Source organism: Spiroplasma endosymbiont of Nomada ruficornis, assembly GCF_964030795.1.
GTDB lineage: Bacteria > Bacillota_I > Bacilli_A > Mycoplasmatales > VBWQ01 > Spiroplasma_E > Spiroplasma_E ixodetis_A.
In genome coordinates this window covers 618,133-640,082 of sequence record NZ_OZ034962.1, presented here as the reverse complement: position 1 = coordinate 640,082, position 21,950 = coordinate 618,133, and the positions used below count along the sequence as shown (strand labels likewise).

Annotated in this window: 21 protein-coding genes; 16 read left to right on the top strand and 5 right to left on the bottom strand. The window is 23.9% G+C overall.

Annotation, left to right across the window (positions count from 1 at the left end; translation table 4 throughout):
• The first annotated feature begins 16 nt into the window (after positions 1-16).
• Positions 17-265, top strand: a complete 249-nt coding sequence (locus AAHM79_RS03875) for a hypothetical protein (protein ID WP_338957041.1) — start codon at positions 17-19, stop codon at positions 263-265.
• Positions 266-290: 25 nt separating this feature from the next.
• On the opposite strand, the gene AAHM79_RS03870 is transcribed toward AAHM79_RS03875, so the two are convergent.
• Positions 291-1,586, bottom strand: coding sequence for an amino acid permease (locus AAHM79_RS03870; RefSeq protein ID WP_342258172.1), 1,296 nt, complete (start codon positions 1,584-1,586; stop codon positions 291-293).
• 503 nt (positions 1,587-2,089) lie between these two features.
• Between AAHM79_RS03870 and leuS the strand changes: the two genes are divergently transcribed.
• Positions 2,090-4,528 carry a leucine--tRNA ligase gene (gene leuS / locus AAHM79_RS03865; RefSeq protein ID WP_342258171.1) on the top strand — a complete coding sequence of 813 codons (2,439 nt, stop codon included), beginning with the start codon at positions 2,090-2,092 and terminating at the stop codon, positions 4,526-4,528.
• 10 nt (positions 4,529-4,538) lie between these two features.
• Positions 4,539-5,252 carry a sugar phosphate nucleotidyltransferase gene (locus AAHM79_RS03860; protein WP_342258170.1) on the top strand — a complete coding sequence of 238 codons (714 nt, stop codon included), beginning with the start codon at positions 4,539-4,541 and terminating at the stop codon, positions 5,250-5,252.
• A gap of 1 nt (position 5,253) precedes the next feature.
• Here AAHM79_RS03860 and AAHM79_RS03855 read toward each other — a convergent pair whose 3' ends face one another.
• Entirely contained in the window at positions 5,254-5,733 is a 480-nt protein-coding gene (locus tag AAHM79_RS03855; RefSeq protein ID WP_339040048.1) for a hypothetical protein, read from the bottom strand.
• Positions 5,734-6,088: 355 nt separating this feature from the next.
• On the opposite strand from AAHM79_RS03855, the gene AAHM79_RS03850 reads away from it, so the two are divergent.
• Together AAHM79_RS03850 and AAHM79_RS03845 are read left to right on the top strand one after the other, a co-directional pair.
• Complete coding sequence (locus AAHM79_RS03850; protein ID WP_342258169.1) at positions 6,089-7,357, top strand: DUF1360 domain-containing protein; 1,269 nt, start codon at positions 6,089-6,091, stop codon at positions 7,355-7,357.
• A gap of 20 nt (positions 7,358-7,377) precedes the next feature.
• Positions 7,378-7,563, top strand: coding sequence for a hypothetical protein (locus AAHM79_RS03845; protein WP_342258168.1), 186 nt, complete (start codon positions 7,378-7,380; stop codon positions 7,561-7,563).
• Between the two features lie 75 nt (positions 7,564-7,638).
• Here the strand turns inward: AAHM79_RS03845 and tpx are convergent, their stop codons facing one another.
• Entirely contained in the window at positions 7,639-8,145 is a 507-nt protein-coding gene (gene tpx / locus AAHM79_RS03840) for a thiol peroxidase (RefSeq protein ID WP_252320221.1), read from the bottom strand.
• A gap of 87 nt (positions 8,146-8,232) precedes the next feature.
• Between tpx and AAHM79_RS03835 the strand changes: the two genes are divergently transcribed.
• From AAHM79_RS03835 to AAHM79_RS03785, 11 genes are all read left to right on the top strand, one after another.
• Entirely contained in the window at positions 8,233-8,580 is a 348-nt protein-coding gene (locus AAHM79_RS03835) for a hypothetical protein (protein ID WP_342258167.1), read from the top strand.
• Positions 8,581-8,666: 86 nt separating this feature from the next.
• On the top strand, positions 8,667-9,617 hold the full coding sequence (locus AAHM79_RS03830) for an IS30 family transposase (protein WP_342258166.1): 951 nt from the start codon (positions 8,667-8,669) through the stop codon (positions 9,615-9,617).
• Positions 9,618-10,001: 384 nt separating this feature from the next.
• Entirely contained in the window at positions 10,002-10,817 is an 816-nt protein-coding gene (locus tag AAHM79_RS03825; protein WP_342258165.1) for a hypothetical protein, read from the top strand.
• Positions 10,818-10,890: 73 nt separating this feature from the next.
• On the top strand, positions 10,891-11,889 hold the full coding sequence (locus AAHM79_RS03820; RefSeq protein WP_342258164.1) for a glycosyltransferase family 2 protein: 999 nt from the start codon (positions 10,891-10,893) through the stop codon (positions 11,887-11,889).
• 4 nt (positions 11,890-11,893) lie between these two features.
• Positions 11,894-12,589: an RDD family protein gene (locus AAHM79_RS03815; RefSeq protein ID WP_342258163.1), complete on the top strand. Its 696-nt coding sequence runs from the start codon at positions 11,894-11,896 to the stop codon at positions 12,587-12,589.
• A gap of 35 nt (positions 12,590-12,624) precedes the next feature.
• Entirely contained in the window at positions 12,625-14,811 is a 2,187-nt protein-coding gene (locus AAHM79_RS03810) for an ATP-dependent helicase (RefSeq protein ID WP_342258162.1), read from the top strand.
• A gap of 303 nt (positions 14,812-15,114) precedes the next feature.
• Positions 15,115-15,474, top strand: coding sequence for an amino acid permease (locus AAHM79_RS03805; protein ID WP_342258161.1), 360 nt, complete (start codon positions 15,115-15,117; stop codon positions 15,472-15,474).
• Positions 15,462-16,163, top strand: a complete 702-nt coding sequence (locus AAHM79_RS03800) for a hypothetical protein (RefSeq protein ID WP_342258160.1) — start codon at positions 15,462-15,464, stop codon at positions 16,161-16,163. The genes AAHM79_RS03805 and AAHM79_RS03800 overlap by 13 nt, the downstream gene beginning before the upstream one ends.
• A 200-nt stretch (positions 16,164-16,363) precedes the next feature.
• Positions 16,364-17,905: a glutamine-hydrolyzing GMP synthase gene (guaA, locus tag AAHM79_RS03795; RefSeq protein WP_342258159.1), complete on the top strand. Its 1,542-nt coding sequence runs from the start codon at positions 16,364-16,366 to the stop codon at positions 17,903-17,905.
• A 3-nt stretch (positions 17,906-17,908) separates the two neighbouring features.
• Positions 17,909-19,375 carry an IMP dehydrogenase gene (gene guaB, locus AAHM79_RS03790; protein ID WP_342258158.1) on the top strand — a complete coding sequence of 489 codons (1,467 nt, stop codon included), beginning with the start codon at positions 17,909-17,911 and terminating at the stop codon, positions 19,373-19,375.
• A gap of 165 nt (positions 19,376-19,540) precedes the next feature.
• Positions 19,541-20,491: an IS30 family transposase gene (locus tag AAHM79_RS03785; RefSeq protein WP_342258157.1), complete on the top strand. Its 951-nt coding sequence runs from the start codon at positions 19,541-19,543 to the stop codon at positions 20,489-20,491.
• 19 nt (positions 20,492-20,510) lie between these two features.
• Here the strand turns inward: AAHM79_RS03785 and AAHM79_RS03780 are convergent, their stop codons facing one another.
• Complete coding sequence (locus tag AAHM79_RS03780) at positions 20,511-20,753, bottom strand: hypothetical protein (protein ID WP_342258156.1); 243 nt, start codon at positions 20,751-20,753, stop codon at positions 20,511-20,513.
• 204 nt (positions 20,754-20,957) lie between these two features.
• Entirely contained in the window at positions 20,958-21,908 is a 951-nt protein-coding gene (locus AAHM79_RS03775; protein WP_342258155.1) for an IS30 family transposase, read from the bottom strand.
• Positions 21,909-21,950 lie beyond the last annotated feature (42 nt).

Below are 21,950 nucleotides of genomic sequence, written 5' to 3'. Positions count from 1 at the left end.
AGAAAGGGTGATTATAATGAAAAATGATGAAATAATCAAAGAAGATATTATTATTATGGATGGTAATATTAAATTAATGAATAAAGCATTAAATGAGAAAAAGGTTGTATTAGCAGCAATTGAATTAGGAAAACATGCTCAACATACAATTGATATTGGTTGATCTGAACATTTTCAAGCATATGCGAAATTAAAAAGTACAACTACTACTGGTACTTGTTTTTGTAAAAAACCAGCAACTCATTTAGTTTATTTTTGACGATAATAAGATAATATAATTTTTAAATAATTTAATTAACTACTAGATGAGAATTAAAAATAAATTCTTTATCTAATTGATTTTGATATTCTGGATTTGTTATTAATCTTTGTTTTAGTTTTGATTTATAATAAGTAAAATAAATAATAGTAGCAATTATAATAAATACTCAAAACATTAAAAACTTAATTGTAATTGCAATTAATATGATTCCTCTGTTGCTTACTAAATCATGAATCATATTATAATTAAAAATAATGAATTGACTAATTAAAAATAATAAACAGATAATAAACATAATTCATTCGATAACTTTTATTTTTATTTTTTTATAATAACCCATAACACAAGTTGCTGTTATAACAAAAAGATCAACAAAGATTGTTATATTAGTTGTAAATCCCAACATTTGGTTGTAATTAAAAATAATTCCAATTAAATCCGGAATTATTAGCATAATAATACAAACTATAATTGTAATTATAAAATTAATAGTATTACCATACATTGCAATATTTTCTTTATTTAATTTGGCTATTTTTTCACTAATGTATCCTTCTTGCGCTAATGGTTGTAGCATAGCTCCAGAATATAGCGCTACTTGTATTACACCATTCAATTTAATTGATAAAGTACAAATAACTAGTAAAATGATACCTGTTGTACCAGCAATCCCAACAATAACATTATTTGGATTATAATTATTATCACCATTTGCTCATCCGTTATTACCATTAGTTCCCTGTGAACTGATGGCACCAATAATTAAAATTGTAATAATTAAATAAAAAATAGTTGTCAAAAATAAGACAATAATTGTTCCCCTACCTAAATTTTTATTAGGATTTTTAACATTTTTTCCAATAACAGTAAAGGTCTCAAAACCAAGGAAAAAGTAGAAAAAATTGCTAAAAGCATTATTAAAAATATTAATTGTAAAATGAAGATGTTTAGTACCAACAAATGCTTGTTGATAAACTATAGTGCCATTTTTGATTACCAGAATAATGGCACAAATAATCAAAAAACAAGTTGACAGTCATTTAATGATTCCTGAAATATTAACAAATCAACGAAAACCTCTTAATCCAAAATAGATACAACTTGTAACCAAACAATAAACTATAATTCCTAAACTATCAATAAATAAATTAGATCATCTATCAGGTAATCAAGAAAAAAATGATAATTGGTTTAAGTTAATTCTAAACATTGAAATAATACCACCAATAACAGTAGATGGTAAAATGATATATTGCATAAAGCCGATTATTCATCCTCAAAAACGACCAAAAGTTGCCCTAACATAAATATATGCTCCAACCATTATTACCAGCATAAACTTTACTACATTTTAAAAAAGCACATGCACTAATACTAGCCATTATAGCTCCTAAAATCATAATTCAGATTAGATGTAATCCAACTCCACCATTATTTCAATAATATATTCCTATAAAAGACATAGGAAAAGCTATTGTGCAAGTATAATTAAATCCAAAGTCAAACCAGTTCTCCTAAGCCTATTTTTTGCTACTTTGTTTTTTGTTTTAAAGACTTATTTAAAACTTTTTGTGTGTTCATAGAATCCTCCTTTGAATTTATTTAATATTAACGATAATTATATAGTATATTTTATTTGAAATACAATAAAAACTATTTCATTTTTGTAGAAAATAAATATTAGTAAATAGTTTAATAACATTGATTGATAATTAACAAAATATTTAAAATATAATTTAATCAATAAGTAAACATTGCAACTTGTTAAATGATTATGATATTATGGTTTTATGATTACTTTACCTGAACATATTAAAGGAGAAAAACATGAGTTATAATCACCAACAAATAGAAAAAAAATGACAGCAGTATTGATTAAAAAATGAAACTTTTAAAACAAACATGGATGATAATAAAAAACCAAAATCATATATTCTTGATATGTTCCCTTATCCTTCAGGATCAGGTTTACATGTTGGCCATCCTAAAGGTTATTGTGCTACTGATGTTATTTCACGAGTTAAAATAATGAATGGTTTTAATGTTTTGCATCCAATTGGTTGAGATGCTTTTGGTTTACCAGCTGAACAATATGCCTTAAATACAGGTAATAATCCAGAGACATTTACTAAACAAAACATTAATAATTTTCGTAAACAATTACAAAGTATTGGTCTAAGTTTTGATTATAATAAAGAAGTTAATACTACAGATCCTCAATATTATAAGTGAACACAATGAATTTTCATTAAACTTTATGAACAAGGGTTAGCTGAAATTAAAGATGTTGAAGTTAATTTTTGTGAACAGTTAGGAACTGTTTTAGCTAATGAAGAAATAATTAACATTAATGGTCATATGGTTTCTGAACGTGGTAATTTCCCAGTTATTAAAAAACCAATGCGTCAGTGGGTTTTAAAAATTACTAAGTATGCTGAAAAATTATTAAAAGGATTAGATGATTTAGAATGACCAAATAGTGTTAAGGAATTACAACGTAATTGAATTGGTAAAAGTGTTGGAACACTAGTTGATTTTATAGTTGAAAATAATAAATGTAAGGTTTCTATTTTTACTTCAAGGGTTGATACTATTTTTGGTGTTTCATTTTTAGTACTTGCCCCTGAACATCCATTAATTCATGATTTAACAACTAGTGAATATTCGCAAGCAGTTACTCAATACTGTTTAGCTGCTAAAACTAAAACAGATTTAATGCGTCAAGGAGATGATACTTTAAAATCTGGTGTTTTTACTGGAAGTTATGCTATTCATCCTTTTACTAAAAGTAAATTACCAATTTGAGTTGGTGATTATGTTTTAAATCATTATGGGACAGGAGCCATTATGGGTGTTCCTGCACATGATAGTCGTGATTTTATTTTTGCTAAAAATAAAAAGTTACCAATCAATTTTATTATGAAAACTAATAATAAAAATGAACCATTTTTGGGTACTAGTGAATATATTAACTCTGATTTTATTAATGGTCAGGATTTAGAAACAGCTACTAATTTAATTGTTAAAAAATTACTAACTTTAAAACAAGGAAAAGTACATACTGCATATAAGTTACGAGATTGACTTTTTTCTCGTCAACGTTATTGAGGTGAACCTTTTCCGATAATTTATTGAGAAGATGGTACAATCTCAACAGTAGATGAACAACAATTACCAGTATTATTACCAAAAATGACTAATATTAAGCCATCTAATTCGGGGAATGCACCTTTAACTAATGCACCAAATTCCTGATTACATGTAACTAGAAAAGATGGTGTAAAAGGAAAAAGAGAAATTAATACAATGCCACAATGAGCAGGTAGTTGTTGATATTATTTAGCATATATTTTAAAAAATGATGATGGTACTTATTGTGATTTTAATAGTGCTATTGCGCAAAAACGTTTTAACTATTGATTACCGGTTGATTTATATATTGGTGGTCAAGAACATGCTGTTTTACATTTATTGTATGCTCGTTTCTGACATTTAGTGCTATATGATTTAAAGTTAGTTAATGTTAAAGAGCCATTTTTAAAATTGGTAAATCAGGGTATGATTCTTGGTGAAAATAATGAAAAAATGTCTAAATCACGCGGTAATGTTGTTAATCCAGATGATATTATTAATGAATATGGTGCTGATACTTTGCGAATATATGAAATGTTTATGGGGCCATTAACAGCATCTTTACCGTGATTAAATAGTGGTTTAGTTGGTTGTTATAAGTTTTTAATGCGTATTTATCGTCTTGTTAATAAAGATGAGTATAAAATAAAAATTACTACTAAGAATGATAAATCATTAGATACAATTTATCATCAAACTGTAAAAAAAGTAACTAATGATATTAATGATTTAAATTTTAATACTGCTATTGCACAACTTATGATTTTTATCAATGCTTGTTATAAAGCACCAACTATTTATCAACAATATTTAGTTAATTTTTTAAAATTATTAAATCCATTTGCTCCACATATTGCTGAAGAATTATGATTTCAATTTGGTAATAAAGAAAGTATTAATAAAAGTCAGTTTCCAAGTTATGATGAAAAATTTTTGATTACTAGTGAAGTTACTATTGCTATTCAGATTAATGGTAAAACAAAAATAACTTTAGTAGTAAAAGAAAATTTAAATAATCAAGAACTTTTAAAAGCAGTTAATAATGAAGAAAAAGTAAAACATTGATTGCAAGATAAAACAATTATTAAGACAATTTGTATACCAAATAAGATTGTTAATTTTGTTGTTAAGTAAAGGAGGAATAATGAAAGTTGCTATTATTTTTGCAGCAGGAATTGGCAGTAGATTACAACCTGTCTCAAATAATGTTCATAAATCGTTAATTAAATTTAAAGGTTTAACTTTAATTGAACATATAATTAATCATTTAATTGAAATACATGATTTAAAAAAAATTATTGTCATTACTGGTCATTTAAAAGATGAATTTAATTTTCTTACTCATAAATATTCAAAATTAATATTAATAAATAATCAACATTTCCTTGATTATAATAGTGGTTATGCTTTGACATTAGTATCATCATATTTTAATGGTCAAGATGATATTTTTATTATTTCTGGTGATATGATTAGTACAAAAAATATTTTTTTAAATAATTTTTCAACTAATATGATGGCCGCTATTAAGCGTGATCATGATAATATCAAAGAAGATTGAAGTTATAAATTAAACAAGAATGGTAATATTATTGATATTATTAAAAGTAAAAAAAAGGATAGTTTCTTGGCGGGAGAATGAAGTTATATTACTAAAAAATGAGCAAAAGTTCTTGGTGAAGATTTAATAAATCCACAACAAGAACTTGTATTGCAAACAACAATGGTTGGGAAATATTTAATGAGTAATAGTATTAAACATAATTTTGAATTAAAACCTTATGTTTTATCATTTGATTGTCATTGGGATGTTGATAATATTATTGATTTAGAACGAACTAATAAATATTTCAAATAATTTAAGTAGTTAATTTTTTTCCAGAAGTTGTTGTTGAAACTACTGGAATTTCTTCACGATTACAACTATGTGCAACATTTTGGAATGGATTAGTAGTATTACCATTTAATTTTAGTGCTTCTGCTGTTGTTTCTGCTACTGATTCATTTTCTGGATCTAGTGCATCTACTTCTTTAAAACTAACTTGTCCATTACTATTTGTAGAAACATTATTTTTTTGATTAACATTATCTTTATTTTTAATAATATTAACTGATTGATTTAGTTTAGGCTTTTTAGTTCGATTATTAAATAGTGAAACTAAAAGTTTTTTTAATCATATGTATGGAAAAAAAGAAATATAAGCGACATCTTTTGCAAATTTTACAATTCAATTTCTACTACCACCACCAGAAGAAGTTGCTTTTTCTTTTTTATCTTTTTCACCTTGTAATTTATCAAAAATTTCTTTACTTGGTTGTTGCTGTTGTTGTGCTGACATAATTTTCACATCCTTTTTTATTTAAAAATAATTAGGTTCCACTTATCTAATAAAAAAGAATAACTCGAACCTAATGGTCTTTAATAATTTAGTTTATTATGATGTTAGTATAACATATTTTCAATTTTTAAGCACAACAATTAAAAAAAATAACATCCTTACTTTTGAGTTAATAAATCATAATTTTATTGCTGAATTATACTTGTAAGTGCAAGTATAATTCAGCATATTAATTTAAATAAAATATTGTAAATTATATAATATTTGATAAAATGTAAATATTAAACATATAAGTTTTTTACCCATTGCTTTATTTTAAAGTAAATGGGTTTTTTAATTAAAAGGAGATACCAAAATGGCTTTACCAATAAAAACAATTCTTGCAGAACAATTCAAAACTGCAGAAAGTGAGTTCACTAATAAATTCAAGAAAAATAATGAAAATTGACATAATGGTGAAACGTTTATGTTTGAAAATCAATCAGGTGAAGATAATGAACTAAAATATCTTCAATTTGAAACTTCTATAGTAGAGGGAGGTAAAGAGTATTCTGTTTATGATGAAATAATAGAAATTAATAATAAACCAGTTTTATTATTAGAAATTCATGATGATGAAAAAAAAGAAATTTGACAACAACTAATTTATCTTGAAGCAGATCAAGTAATTAAACAAATTAGACATTTAAGTTATGAACAATTTTCTAATGAAGTAAAAAATGATGAAAGTTTTATTAAATTAGAAGAAAATAAGGATACAACTATTATTAGAATACCATTTTTTGATTTCATTAATAACCTTAATGAGAAACAAAAAGAAGAACAAGTAGATATAAAAAATAAAAAAGTAAGAAAAGTTTTATGACAAGTATTAAAAATAACAATATTTGTAGTTGCTTGGGCTGGTATTGGTATTTTAAGTAGTTTAGTGGTTACTCCATTAGTAGCTCCTGTTGTAGCAACTTTTTATGCACCGTCAATATGTGCTTTAATTTCTGGAGTTATTGTTGGTGGAGTTGTTACATGATGAGAAAAGTATAAAGAAAAAATAAAAAAATTATTTTTGCCTAATTGAAAATCAAAAAGTGAAATAAATCTAGAAAATAAACTACAAGAACAAAGATTATTATTAAAAAGAGAACAACAAGAAGAATTATTTTTAAGCTTACCTCCAGAAGCAAAACAACAAAGAATTTTGAATAGTTTTCAACAAATTTGAAATAATAATAAAAATAAAAATTTTATGGATATGCAAAATGAATTAAGTCAAAGATTTGAAGAAAATAAAAGAGAATTAAAACAGCAAAATTTGGAAAATATTGATAAAAGAAAAGATGAATTACAAGAACAAGTAGAAGCAGCAAAAAAAGATTTAAGTGCAGAGCAAAATGGAGCAATACAAAATAAATTAGAAATGATTACTTTTGTGGCAAGTGTAATTGAAAAAGAAAATCAAAAACCTCAATCTGATGAACACGATTTAATAATTTTTGAGAAAGAAGTTGTTGCTTTTACCAATGAAATAGAAGAAATTTTGAAAAATAATAAAAAAAGTGATAATCTTGTGAAAGAAGATGTTAGAGAAAAGTCACCAAGTAGAAAGATGAGACAAATATCTTTATAATCTAAAAAGGAGATAAAGTTATGAATAAAGAAGAAAAAGAAAAAGTAGAAAAAGAACTTAATAAATCAGCTAAACGAAGAGTTGCAAATATGGAAAAAAGATTAACACGCGAAGATATAGAAAAAGCTAATAAAGAAAAAGTAGAAAAAGAAAAATCTGAAAAACAAAATAAGACTTCAAAAAGTCGTAGTTGATTTTCAAAATAAATAGTTTTTTAAAAGTCTACTGATAAATAAAAAAAATTAGGTAATACTTATTTTAAAAATATTACCTAATTTTTTTTATGTTAAAGTTTTAATAAATTTTAGAACTTCATCATAGTTTGGTTCTAATGTTACTTCTTTAACAATTTGTAAATATATAACTTTGTTATTTTTATCAACAATGATAATAGTACGTGCTAATAATTGGATTTCATCAATTAATAAATTAGTAGTATTACTAAAATTATTTTCATTATTACGATAATCACTTCAAATATGAAAATTATTATTCATTTTTAGTTTTTCACAAAAGCGACTTTGAGCAAATGGTAAATCTTTGGAAATAGTAATGATAACTAAATCTTTTAATTTAGTAGCCTCTTTATTAAAGTGTATAGTTTGTAAAGCACAAGTTTTAGTATCAATGCTTGGTACACTAGAAATAATTTTAAATTTATTAGTGAATTGTTCTAAATTCATATTATCCATTGTTTTATTAACTGCAGAAAATGATAAAGTATCTCCAACTTTGATTATTTCATTTTTAATATGAACGGGTTTACCTTTAATTGTTAATTGCAACATAATATTTTTTTCTCCCTTTTTATCAAATGTATTTATAATATTATTATAACTAAATTTATTAAAGATAATCTATTAAGGAGTAACAAAGTGTTAAAAATTTTAAATTTATTTAAAATTGCTATTCAAGAATTTAAAATGGTTTTTAAAGCAGTGGGGACTAAACACATTTATAAAAATAAAAGAACAATTATTAAAAGTATTGCACTATGTTTTATTCCATTTTTATATGCTTTTATTGCTTTATGAGCTTTTTTTAATCCATTGGGAAATATTAATCGTTTACCAATTGCTTTAGTTAATAACGATAGTTCTGCAGTAGGAATTAATCGTGTTATTAATCGACATAATTTAAATTTGGATAATGAAAATCCTAATAGTAGTGGTGCTTATGAATTTAAAATTAATGATTTACAAATTGCTGAATTATACTTGTAAGTGCAAGTAAATAAAATTGCAAAAAATTCTCATATAAAAATTTCATAATGCTAAATTTAGTTTAGAAAAAAGTAAGGAGTTTTTATATGAGTTATAAACATCTTGGCATAGATGAAAGGATTGATATTGAGAATCAATTTAAATTTAAATTTAAAATTAGTGAAATAGCTAAAAATCTTAATCGAAGTATTAGTACTATTATTCGAGAAATTAATAGAAATAAAGATAATAATCATTATTTTTCATTAATTGCACAAAATAAAGCTGAAAATCGAAAACAATCACATATTAGTTTTCATAAGTTTAAAAATAAGAATTTAGTAAAATATGTACAACAAAAATTACTATTAGGTTGGTCACCTGAACAAATTTATGGCAGAATTAAAAATTTTCATAAAGAGTGAGTTATTAGTTTTAAAACAATTTATACTTGAATTTATTTTGGAATGCTTGATAAAGTTACTAGTAAAAATTTAAGAAGAAAAGGTAAAAAACGAAAATCTAAAGAAAATCGTGGCAAGTTTAATGGTAAATCAATTAAAGAACGAGATATAAATGTTAATGATCGTATAACACTTGGTCATTGAGAAGGAGATACTATAGTATCATCACGAGGTAAAAGCAAATCATGTTTAATAACTTTAGTTGAAAGAGTATCACGATTTACTTTAGCAATATTAGTTAAAAACAGAACTACTAAAGTTATTAATAAAAATGTCAGTTATTATTTATCAATTCTTCCTAAAAACATTGTTAAAACTATTACTTTTGATCGTGGCAAAGAATTTTCAAATTGACAACAACTTGAAAAAAATTTAGATGTAAAAATTTATTTTGCCAATCCATATTCACCTTGACAAAGAGGTACTAATGAAAATACTAATGGTTTAATTAGAGAAAAATTTCCTAAAAAATTTATTTTTTCAAAAACTAATAAAAATGAAGTTCATAAATTTATATTGTCTTTAAATCAAAGACCGAGAAAAATACTAAATTATCTTTCGCCAATCGAATATTTGGATAGAAAAATAATTTAGTTGCACTTACCTTTACAATTTAGCATTAAAAAAGAATACTAATATTAATGTTAGTATTCTTTTTTAATTAATATATAGTTTTCTAGTATTTTATTTATTTATTAATAATATATTCATCATTTCTATATTATTTTAGAAAAAGTAATAAATAAAGTTTAATATAATTTTTGCTAAAATTTTTTAAAAAAGAATAACTTTAATATGTGTAGAAATATATGATATATTCATATAGTTTAAAGATAATTTTATGATGTATTGTTAGTTGTTTAATAGTAAAAATAAAAGTACTTTAATTATTAATCAAAGTGAAAAATTTTCTTAGACCACACTTTATATATAATTTGATAAAATAGACTTAGAAAATATTAGAGTTAGGAGTAGAAAATGAAGAAAATTATTTTAAATCCAAATATTTGTGCTGATGAGATTGAACTTACTATTAAAAAACAAGGATGAGAAATTATTGATAAAAAATATGATTTTTATCAACCATACGTTAGTATTTTTGATAATTTAAATTATGAAGCAAAAGTAGATTTATATATTGCTTTTAAAACTGCAGGTAACTTTGTTCATAAGGTATATTGCTATTTTTTAGAATTTGATACAAATAATATTTTTAAAATATCAGAAATTAAATCACCAGAGCATCCTAAGGGACAAATGACAACACGAGTTGCTGATTTTAAGTATTATAAAACTACTGGTAATCTAGGTTTTACTCCTTATAAAAGCCCAATATCTGGTCAACCATATAACTTAAGTCATAATTATCACAGTTTTTTTAATTCATTAATTGAATCAGAAGCAAGAAATGAATTAAACTATGTTTGTATTTTATTAAAATATGATAATCATGCTCGAAGCAAGAAAAGACTTCGATATTTTGTTAATTCATATAAAAAGTTTATTAAATCATTTCTTTTTAAATTTGAAAAATTTGAAATTAGAAAAACACGTGCTTTATTAAGAGCAGAAATATTAAAAGGACAAAAAAAGAAAAAAGTTAGCAAGCCCGCAAAACGAAACGTTATTAAACCTAATAATACTGAAACTGTTATTATTAAAGGTAATTTAAAAACTATTTTTGATCATAAAAATATGACTGTTAAAGTTATTAAAGAAACAGATAATATAGAAAAATCTACTTTAGTATCTAAAAATAAACTTAAAAATAGTAATCAAAAAAATAAAAAATAAATGTTGATAAACCTTCACTTAAAATTGTTAAAGAAGTGTTATAATTATTTATAAAAGAGAGGAAATATTTATTATGCTACTAAGTTTTATTTTATATACAACTTCATTTGAATCCGAGCACTTAGATTTTTTTTTAGCAAAGATTTTTGTAAATAAAAAAACTAATTTTGAAGTTGTTGTTGTTGATGATGGCATTAACAATGAAAATTTGGAGATATTTAGTAAATATTTTAAATTATATCCACAAAATTTAAAAATGATTACTAATTATCAAGTATCAGGTATTGCCATTAGTCGTAATCTTGGCCTTAAATATATTTCCGGACAATATGTAGTTATTTTAAATCCAACTGAAATTCTTAGCGTTAATTTTGTTGAAACAGTTAATAAAATTTTAGATAATAATAAGAATTTAGATTGTATTGAATATTGTGTTCGTTATGAATTTGATATAAATAATGTTTTTCATTCAACAATTAGAACTGAAGTTAATAAAATATATAATTTAAATACAACACAAGGAAAAATAGTCTTTGCTTTAACAACACCAGTTTTAACAACAAAAATCATGAAAGTTAGTATTATTAATGAATATAATTTACAATTTCGTAAAGAAATCCAATTTGATAGTTTATTTTTATACTCATTTTTAGCACATTGTAAAACATATTATGCAATTAATGAAACATTATTAACGTCTAAAAATAACACATTGGAAAATGATAATATTTTTGAACTAATGCATCAATGAATACATATTTTAAACTATTATAATAATTATAAAATTAAAAAAGTTTTATATGAAGAGTTGGAATATGCTTTTGTTAGATACTATCTATATACTCTTTTAAGATTTATTAGTATTTCTAAAAAACCTGCATTAATTGAAAAAACATATAATCGTGTCAAAGAAATTATTGAATTTAAATTTAAAAATTTTAAAAAAAATTCTTATTTTAATACTATTAATCCAAATGATAAATTTACCACTTATGCTCCTGATCTAAGTAATTATTTTAAGAAATATTTTAAAGATAATAATATTAGAGATGATTCAAAATATTGAGAGTAAAAAAATGAATATTAAAAAATTAGATACAACCGAAACATATATAATAGCTAAAACATGAAAACGTATTATTGCACGTATTTTTGACGTGATTTTTGTTAGTTTAATCCCATTAATAATTGGATTAGCAATCCATTATTTAGATAATAAAGGTAATCAAGAATCATGACAATTAATAATTATTTTTATTATTAATATAATTGTTGTCATTATATATTTTGTTATTATCCCATGAAAATGTCAGGGTCAAACTTTGGGAAAATTAATTTTTCAAATAAGATTAGTAAATGAAAAAAATCAAGATTTAAAGTTAAAACATTTTTTTTATCGTGAACTATTTTTAGTTTTTATTCCTCTATTATTAACCACTTCAATAATTCTTTTTATGAAATTGACTTTTAATGAAAACATTGCTACTATTAATAGTAATAGTACTTTAAATTCTTGATTAAATATTCTTATTCGTTCTGTAGTTAGTTTTGATTTTGCTTGGTATTGTGGGATTATGATCGTCACTAAAATTGATAAATATCATCAGCTATTCTTTGATCGTTATCATAAAACTTTTGTCATTAACAAGAAACCACTTGCAACTAATAAAAGGAAGATATCAACTAACGTTAATGATCCACATATTCATTTAGTTTATTCTCAACCAGGAAATATTAATGATGACGAATTAGAAAATATAAATAGTCTTTAATAGTATATACTCTTACTAACTTAAGGATAAATAACATGGATAAAACAAAACTTTTAGAAAATCTAAATGAACAACAACTACAAGCAATTATTAATGTTGATGGCCCATGTCGTATTATTGCGGGGGCTGGAGTTGGAAAGACGCGGGTTATAACATATAAGATTGCTTACTTAATTAATGTAATTAAAATTGCTAGTGAAAAAATATTGGCATTAACTTTTACTAATAAAGCAGCACGTGAAATGAAAGAACGAATAATGCAACTTTTAAATGATACTAACATTAATGTTAATATTGTTACTTATCATGCATTATGTGCCAAAATATTAAGAAGAGATATTCATCATTTAAATATTAATAATAATTTTAATATTATTGATCAAGAAGATCAACGAAAAATATTAAAAGATATTTTTCAAAAAGAATTTTCACATAAAGCTGAATTGCAGGAGTTAAGATTATTAAGTTCTAATATTTCTAACTGAAAAAATAATTATCTTTCTCAAGATCAATTATTAGCTGATTATCAAAATCAAGATGAGTGAATTTTACGTATCAAAGTTTTTGAATCGTATAAAAAATATCAATTTATTAATTCATGTTTAGATTTTGATGATTTATTATTATTAGTTGAACGTCTATTTAAAGAATTTCCACATATTTTAACAAAATGAGAAAAGAAATTTGATTTTATTTTAGTTGATGAATTTCAAGACACTAATGATATTCAATATAATATTTTATTATCACTTGCTAAAAATCATAAAAATATTACTGTAGTTGGTGATCCTGATCAAACTATTTATAGTTGAAGAGGAGCAAATATTAATTTAATATTGAATTTTACTAAACAATTTCCTAATACAAAAACATTTATTTTAAATCAAAATTATCGTTCAACAACTAAGATTTTAAATACAGCTAATAGTTTAATTAAAAATAATGTTCAACGTATTGAAAAAGAACTGTTTACTAAAAATGATCTTGGTAATGATATTGTTATGTATCATGCTAGTAGTAGTGATCAAGAAGCACATTGAGTTGCAACAACTGTTAAAAAAATTAATTTAAAATATCATTTAGATTTGAATAAAATTGCTATTCTTTATCGTAATAATTATTTATCAAAAGATTTAGAACAAGCTTTGATTAATAATAATATAAATTATAAAATTTTTGGTGGTTATAAATTTTTTGAACGTAAAGAGATTAAAGACATTTTGGCATATTTAAAAATTATTGTTTGAAATGATAATATATCAATGATTAGAATTTTAAATGCAACACCTAAAATTGGACCAAAAACTATTGATAACTTATTATTACTTGCTAATGAACAATTACTAACTTTAAATGAATACTTATTTAAATTTCAGTATGGATTACCAAAAAATTATCGTCAACATTTACAACCTTTAATTAATTTAATTAATGAGATGCAAACTAATATCAAAGATGTTACCTCTTTACATAACATGGTTGAAAATTTATTAAATAAAACTAATTATTTAAAAAAACTAGAAGATAATCTTGAAAACGAAAGAATTGAAAATGTTCAACAATTATTAGAACAATTGCTTGAATATGATAGTATTAATAATGAATTACAAGGCGAAGAATTATTAACGTCATTTTTACAAGAAGTAAGTTTATATACTGATTTAGATGAAAATAGTACTAATAAAGCCGTTAACTTAATGACAATTCACAGTGCTAAAGGTCTAGAATTTGATGTTGTTTTTATAGTTGGCATTAATGAATGTATTTTACCTGGAATAGGTAAATTTAGTATAGAAAACTTAGATAAAATTGAAGAAGAACGACGACTTTTTTATGTTTCAATTACTAGGGCAAAAAAATGATTATTTTTATCTAGTGCCAGTGGATATTCATATATCTTGGATCGTATGAAACAACCATCTCGTTTCTTAAAAGATTTAGATCTTAAATATTTAAAAATCATTAATAACGAACACCAAGAAATGGCAGCAACTTATCAAAATCGTAATCATTCTAAATTTAATTACTATAAAGCTGATAATAAAGATAAGGTTGAAATAACTAATAATTGAAATGTTGGAGATATAATTATTCATGAAATTTTTGGAAAAGGTATGATTACTAAATTAATTGGTGATAAAATTCAAGTTGCTTTTCATAAAAATCATGGTGGTATTAGAATTATTAGTTCTAATCATATTGCTATTAAAAAATTTGTATAAATTTATTTTTATTAAAAATGTCTATTTTTTGGACATTTTTAAGTATTGTTAAAAAATTTCTTATAAAAAAATATTTTTTTATAAGAAATTTTTTATTACATATTAATTTTTTCAAGTATAAAATTAGAATTAAGATTTATTTTAATTTAATTTTCCTAATAACATTTTAAAATTGGTGCTAAATTGCCAATTATTTTTTATTTTGAAATAACTTTAGAAAAATTAATATTTTAATAAATCTTATTATTTGCTGAATTATACTTGTAAGTGCAAGTATAATTCAGCATTGTTTGTGCTATTATTTTGGTAGTAACTAATAAAGGTTTAGCATTTTCACAAGCGGCTGAAGGAACAAAAAACATTAATTTAACTTTACCAAAAATTAATAATGCATTTAGTGGCTTCTTCTATTTCTTTATTGGTTTTGAAACTTTTATTGTTTTTGGAAAAAATGTTAAAAATCCAACCAAAAACTTTGGTAAAGGTATTTTAATAGTTTTATTATTATCAACTATTTTTTATTTAGCTGTATCAGTATTAGTATTTGGTGCCATTACTATTGACGGTACAAATGGCCAAAATGGTTGATCTGGAGCTACTAATGAATATAATCCAAATAATGTTTATCAGGAATTGCTGGTATTACTGGTATGATTGTACTAGTTATTTCTACTTTATCATTGAAATTAAATGGTGCTATGCAAAATTCTTTATATTCTGGTGGTATGATTCAACCATTAGGCAAAGAAGGATATATTACCGAAAAATTAGCCAAATTAAATAAAGAAAATATTGCAATGCGTGCTAGTACAGCTAATTTAATTATTACTATTATTGCTTGTATTATTATGTTAATAATCCCAGATTTAATTGGTGCACCTTTTGATTTTAATACAGTACTAGGATTTTCTACTAACATTACTATTGCTGTATATATTTTTGTGTTAGCTGCCACGTGTGTTATGGGTTATCGTAAACAAATTAAAATTCAAATTTGAGAATGAATTGTTTTTGTTGCTTGTGGTTTATTTTTACTTAGTCAGTTTGTTGTTTTTAACTATGGTATGATTAATGACATGATTAATAAAAGAGGGGAAGTATTAATAGCTGTTATTATTGAATTCTTAATGTTTTGAATGTTTATTGTAATTGCTGTTATTTGATATTTTATTTATTATCAACCAAAATTAAAAATGCGTTTAGCATCAAATTTAGATTATCAAAATCAATTAGATCAAGAATTCATACCAATGACTGAAGAAGAAGCAATAAAATATTTACTTAATGAACCCGAAACAGAATTAGAACGAATTAAAATTCATGAAAATGAAGCCAGATCAGTTACAACTTAATTTCTTTAAATTATATTTTAACTTTTAATAGTAATCATTAATAAATGATTACTCTTTTTCATATGCTCTTATCATTAATATCAATATTTTTAATTATATTTTAAAGAAATTAAAATCTATCATAAAATAATTATTACTGTAATCTATTTTATTTTTTGTTAAAAAATGATTTAATTACTATTATATTTGGAGGAAAAAAAATGATAAATACACAAGTATTGATTTTAGATTTTGGAAGTCAATATACACAATTATTAGCAAGAAGAGTAAGAAAAGCAAATGTTTATACTGAAGTTTTATCTTTTAATATTAGTTATCAAAAAATAAAAACATATCCCAACTTAAAAGCAATTATTTTATCTGGTGGACCATCAAGTGTTTATTTACAAAATGCTTATAAAATTGATCAAGCGATTTTTAATTTACCAGTTGCCATTTTAGGAGTTTGTTATGGCATGCAATTATTAACAAATCATTTTAAAGGGAAAGTAGAATTGGCAGATGAACAAGAATTTGGAAAATCCATTTTATATCTTGATCAACCAAATAATAAATTATTTAAAAAAGTTGCTAATCAATCAAAAGTATGAATGAGTCATGCTGATCATGTAACAAAAATTCCAAAAGATTTTATACAAATAGCTCATTCTGATTCTTCAATTTCAGCAATTGCACATTTGACTAAACCAATTTATGGTATCCAATTTCATGCTGAAGTTACCCATTCAGAATTTGGTAAGCGAATAATCGAAAATTTTTTATTTACAATAGCAAATTGTACAAAAGATTGAAGTTTAGATGATTTTATTAGTAATCAAATTTCAGAAATTAAAAATAAAGTCCAAGATAAACAAGTTATTTTAGGTTTAAGTGGTGGAGTTGATTCTTCAGTTGCCGCTGCCATTATTTCTAAGGCAATTGGTAAACAGTTAACTTGCATTTTTGTTGATACAGGTTTATTGAGAAAAAATGAAGCAATTGATGTCATGGAAATTTATAAACAAAATTTTAAACTTAATCTTGAAATGATTGATGCAAGTAAACATTTTTTTACTGCTTTAAAAGGTGTTAAAAATGCTGAAGAAAAAAGAAAAATTATTGGTAAACAATTTATTGATGTATTTACAACAGCAGCAAGAAAATTTAAAACGGCTGATTTTTTAGCACAAGGAACAATTTATCCGGATATTATTGAATCTTCAAGTAAACATGCAAGTTCAAAAACAATTAAAACTCATCATAATGTTGGTGGTTTACCTGATGATTTACAATTTAAATTGTTAGAACCATTAAAAACCTTATTTAAAGATGAAGTAAGAGAAATTGGTTTAAAACTTGGATTACCTGAAACATTAATTAATCGTCATCCTTTCCCTGGTCCTGGCTTAGGAGTTAGAGTTATAGAAGAAGTAACAAAAGAAAAATGTTTAATTTTACAAGAAGTTGATCATATTTTTATTACCAAATTGAAAGAAAAAAATATATATAATCAAGTATCACAAGCATTTGCCACTTTGCTACCAGTTAAAACTGTGGGCGTAATGGGTGATAATCGCACTTATGATTATGTTGTTAGTTTAAGAAGTGTTAATACAATTGACTTTATGACAGCAACAAGTTCACTCTTGCCATGAGAATTTCTAGATGAAGTTGCAAATGAGATTATTAATAAAGTAGATGGTGTTAATAGAGTAGTTTATGATATTACATCAAAGCCACCAGGTACTATAGAATGGGAGTAAACTATGAATAAAGATTTAAATCAAAAAATAATATGTGAAGGAATTACTTTTGATGATGTATTATTAGTTCCAGGATATTCAGAAGTTTTACCAAATCAAGTTTCTTTAAAAACTAAATTAACAAATAAAATTGAATTAAATATTCCAATTTTATCTGCTGCTATGGATACAGTTACTGAATCTGATCTAGCAATTGTCATGGCAAGAGTTGGTGGTATTGGCATTATTCATAAAAATTTATCAATTGCTGAACAAGCTTTAGAAGTACAAAAAGTGAAAAGAAATGAGTCAGGTTTTATTACTGATCCAATTACTATTGGTGTTCAAACTTTAATTAGTGAAGCAAAATCAATTATGAGTACTTATCGAATTTCTGGATTGCCTGTTGTAAATGAAGAAAATCAACTAATTGGAATTGTTACTAATCGTGATTTAAAATATCTTGATAATGATAATGCATTAGTTAAAAATATTATGACTACCAAAAATTTAATTGTTTTTGATAAAACAACAACAATCGAACAAGCAAAACAAGTTATGTTAAAAAATAAAATTGAAAAACTACCAATTGTTGGTTCAAATAATAAATTGATTGGTTTAATTACAACAAAAGATATTGATAAAGCTATTGATTATCCAAATGCTTGTAAAGATGATCAAGGACGATTAAGAGTTGGTGCTGCTGTTGGTGCTGGTGAAGACACTTTAGCAAGAGTTGAGGCATTAGTTAAAGCAAAAGTTGATGTATTAGTTGTTGATTCAGCACATGGTCATAGTTTAGGGATTTTAAAAACAGTTAAAATAATTCGTAAAACTTATCCAAAATTAGATATTATTGCTGGAAATATTTGTACTGCAGCTGGAGCACAAGCACTTTATGAAGCTGGCGCAAATTGTATTAAAGTTGGTGTTGGTCCTGGTAGCATTTGTACTACTAGAATAATAGCAGGAGTTGGTGTGCCACAAATTACTGCTATTAATGATGTTTATAATTGAGCAAAAAATAAAAACGTAACTGTCATTGCTGATGGTGGTATTAAATATTCTGGTGATATTGTAAAAGCAATTGCTGCTGGTAGCAATTGTGTAATGTTAGGTAGCATTTTAGCTGGAACAGAAGAATCACCAGGTGAGGAAATTATTGTCAATGGTAAAAAATATAAAAATTATGTTGGTATGGGTTCATTAGTTGCCATGAAACGTGGTAGTAGTGATCGTTATTTTCAAAAAGGAATTAAAAAATTAGTGCCAGAAGGAATTGAAGCACGCGTGCCTTTTAAAGGAAAAGTACAAGATGTTGTTTTTCAATTAGTTGGCGGTATTAGAAGTGGTATGGGTTATGTTGGTGCTAAAAATATTTTATCTTTAATCCAAGATTCTAAATTTGTAAAAATTTCAAGTGCTGGTTTAAGAGAATCACATCCTCATGATGTTGAACTAACAAAAGAAGCACCAAATTATAATAAATAAAAAATTTGTATATTTAAAAAAACTAAGTTTTATTAAAACTTAGTTTTTAATTTGCTGAATTGCTGAATTATACTTGTAAGTGCAAGTAAATAAAATTGCAAAAAATTCTCATATAAAAATTTCATAATGCTAAATTTAGTTTAGAAAAAAGTAAGGAGTTTTTATATGAGTTATAAACATCTTGGCATAGATGAAAGGATTTATATTGAGAATCAATTGAAATTGAAATTTAAAATTAGTGAAATAGCTAAAAATCTTAATCGAAGTATTAGTGCTATTATTCGAGAAATTAATAGAAATAAAGATAATAATCATTATTTTTCATTAATTGCACAAAATAAAGCTGAAAATCGAAAACAATCACATATTAGTTTTCATAAGTTTAAAAATAAGAATTTAGTAAAATATGTACAACAAAAATTACTATTAGGTTGATCACCTAAACAAATTTATGGCAGAATTAAAAATTTTCATAAAGAGTGAGTTATTAGTTTTAAAACAATTTATACTTGAATTTATTTTGGAATGCTTGATAAAGTTACTAGTAAAAATTTAAGAAGAAAAGGTAAAAAACGAAAATCTAAAGAAAATCGTGGCAAGTTTAATGGTAAATCAATTAAAGAACGAGATATAAATGTTAATGATCGTATAACACTTGGTCATTGGGAAGGAGATACTATAGTATCATCACGAGGTAAAAGCAAATCATGTTTAATAACTTTAGTTGAAAGAGTATCACGATTTACTTTAGCAATATTAGTTAAAAACAGAACTACTAAAGTTATTAATAAAAATGTCAGTTATTATTTATCAATTCTTCCTAAAAACATTGTTAAAACTATTACTTTTGATCGTGGCAAAGAATTTTCAAATTGACAACAACTTGAAAAAAATTTAGATGTAAAAATTTATTTTGCCAATCCATATTCACCTTGACAAAGAGGTACTAATGAAAATACTAATGGTTTAATTAGAGAAAAATTTCCTAAAAAATTTATTTTTTCAAAAACTAATAAAAATGAAGTTCATAAATTTATATTGTCTTTCAATCAAAGACCGAGAAAAATACTAAATTATCTTTCACCAATCGAATATTTGGATATAAAAATAATTTAGTTGCACTTACCTTTACAATTTAGCACTTGCACTTACAAGTATAATTCATCATTTTTCTTATTCTTTCATTTTTTAACATTGACTTTCTTGCTTTATAAATCTTAAATGCTATAACTGATCCAATTACTCCACCAATTGCATAGGGCATAATTTTAATTAAATTTTCAATTCCTAAAAAAAATGAAGTAATACCGTTATAAAATGATTCAATATTATTACCAATATTATTAAAAAAAGTTTGGGAGCGTACCGATGTTGTCAATAATATTCAAATTTGTCTTTAAATTATAAGTTTAGACGAGAATAATTTAGACTTCAATATGCAATTGTAAGTTAATCTTAACACTTCAAAAATATTAGTCAACAATAATACTTACTTTTATAACTCAAAAATTCTTATTAAAGTTTTCTTTAATAAGTTTTATTTTATTTTTATTTATTTGCTAAATTGTAAAGGTAAGTGCAACTAAATTATTTTTCTATCCAAATATTCGATTGGTGAAAGATAATTTAGTATTTTTCTCGGTCTTTGATTGAAAGACAATATAAATTTATGAACTTCATTTTTATTAGTTTTTGAAAAAATAAATTTTTTAGGAAATTTTTCTCTAATTAAACCATTAGTATTTTCATTAGTACCTCTTTGTCAAGGTGAATATGGATTGGCAAAATAAATTTTTACATCTAAATTTTTTTCAAGTTGTTGTCAATTTGAAAATTCTTTGCCACGATCAAAAGTAATAGTTTTAACAATGTTTTTAGGAAGAATTGATAAATAATAACTGACATTTTTATTAATAACTTTAGTAGTTCTGTTTTTAACTAATATTGCTAAAGTAAATCGTGATACTCTTTCAACTAAAGTTATTAAACATGATTTGCTTTTACCTCGTGATGATACTATAGTATCTCCTTCTCAATGACCAAGTGTTATACGATCATTAACATTTATATCTCGTTCTTTAATTGATTTACCATTAAACTTGCCACGATTTTCTTTAGATTTTCGTTTTTTACCTTTTCTTCTTAAATTTTTACTAGTAACTTTATCAAGCATTCCAAAATAAATTCAAGTATAAATTGTTTTAAAACTAATAACTCACTCTTTATGAAAATTTTTAATTCTGCCATAAATTTGTTCAGGTGATCAACCTAATAGTAATTTTTGTTGTACATATTTTACTAAATTCTTATTTTTAAACTTATGAAAACTAATATGTGATTGTTTTCGATTTTCAGCTTTATTTTGTGCAATTAATGAAAAATAATGATTATTATCTTTATTTCTATTAATTTCTCGAATAATAGTACTAATACTTCGATTAAGATTTTTAGCTATTTCACTAATTTTAAATTTCAATTTCAATTGATTCTCAATATAAATCCTTTCATCTATGCCAAGATGTTTATAACTCATATAAAAACTCCTTACTTTTTTCTAAACTAAATTTAGCATTAT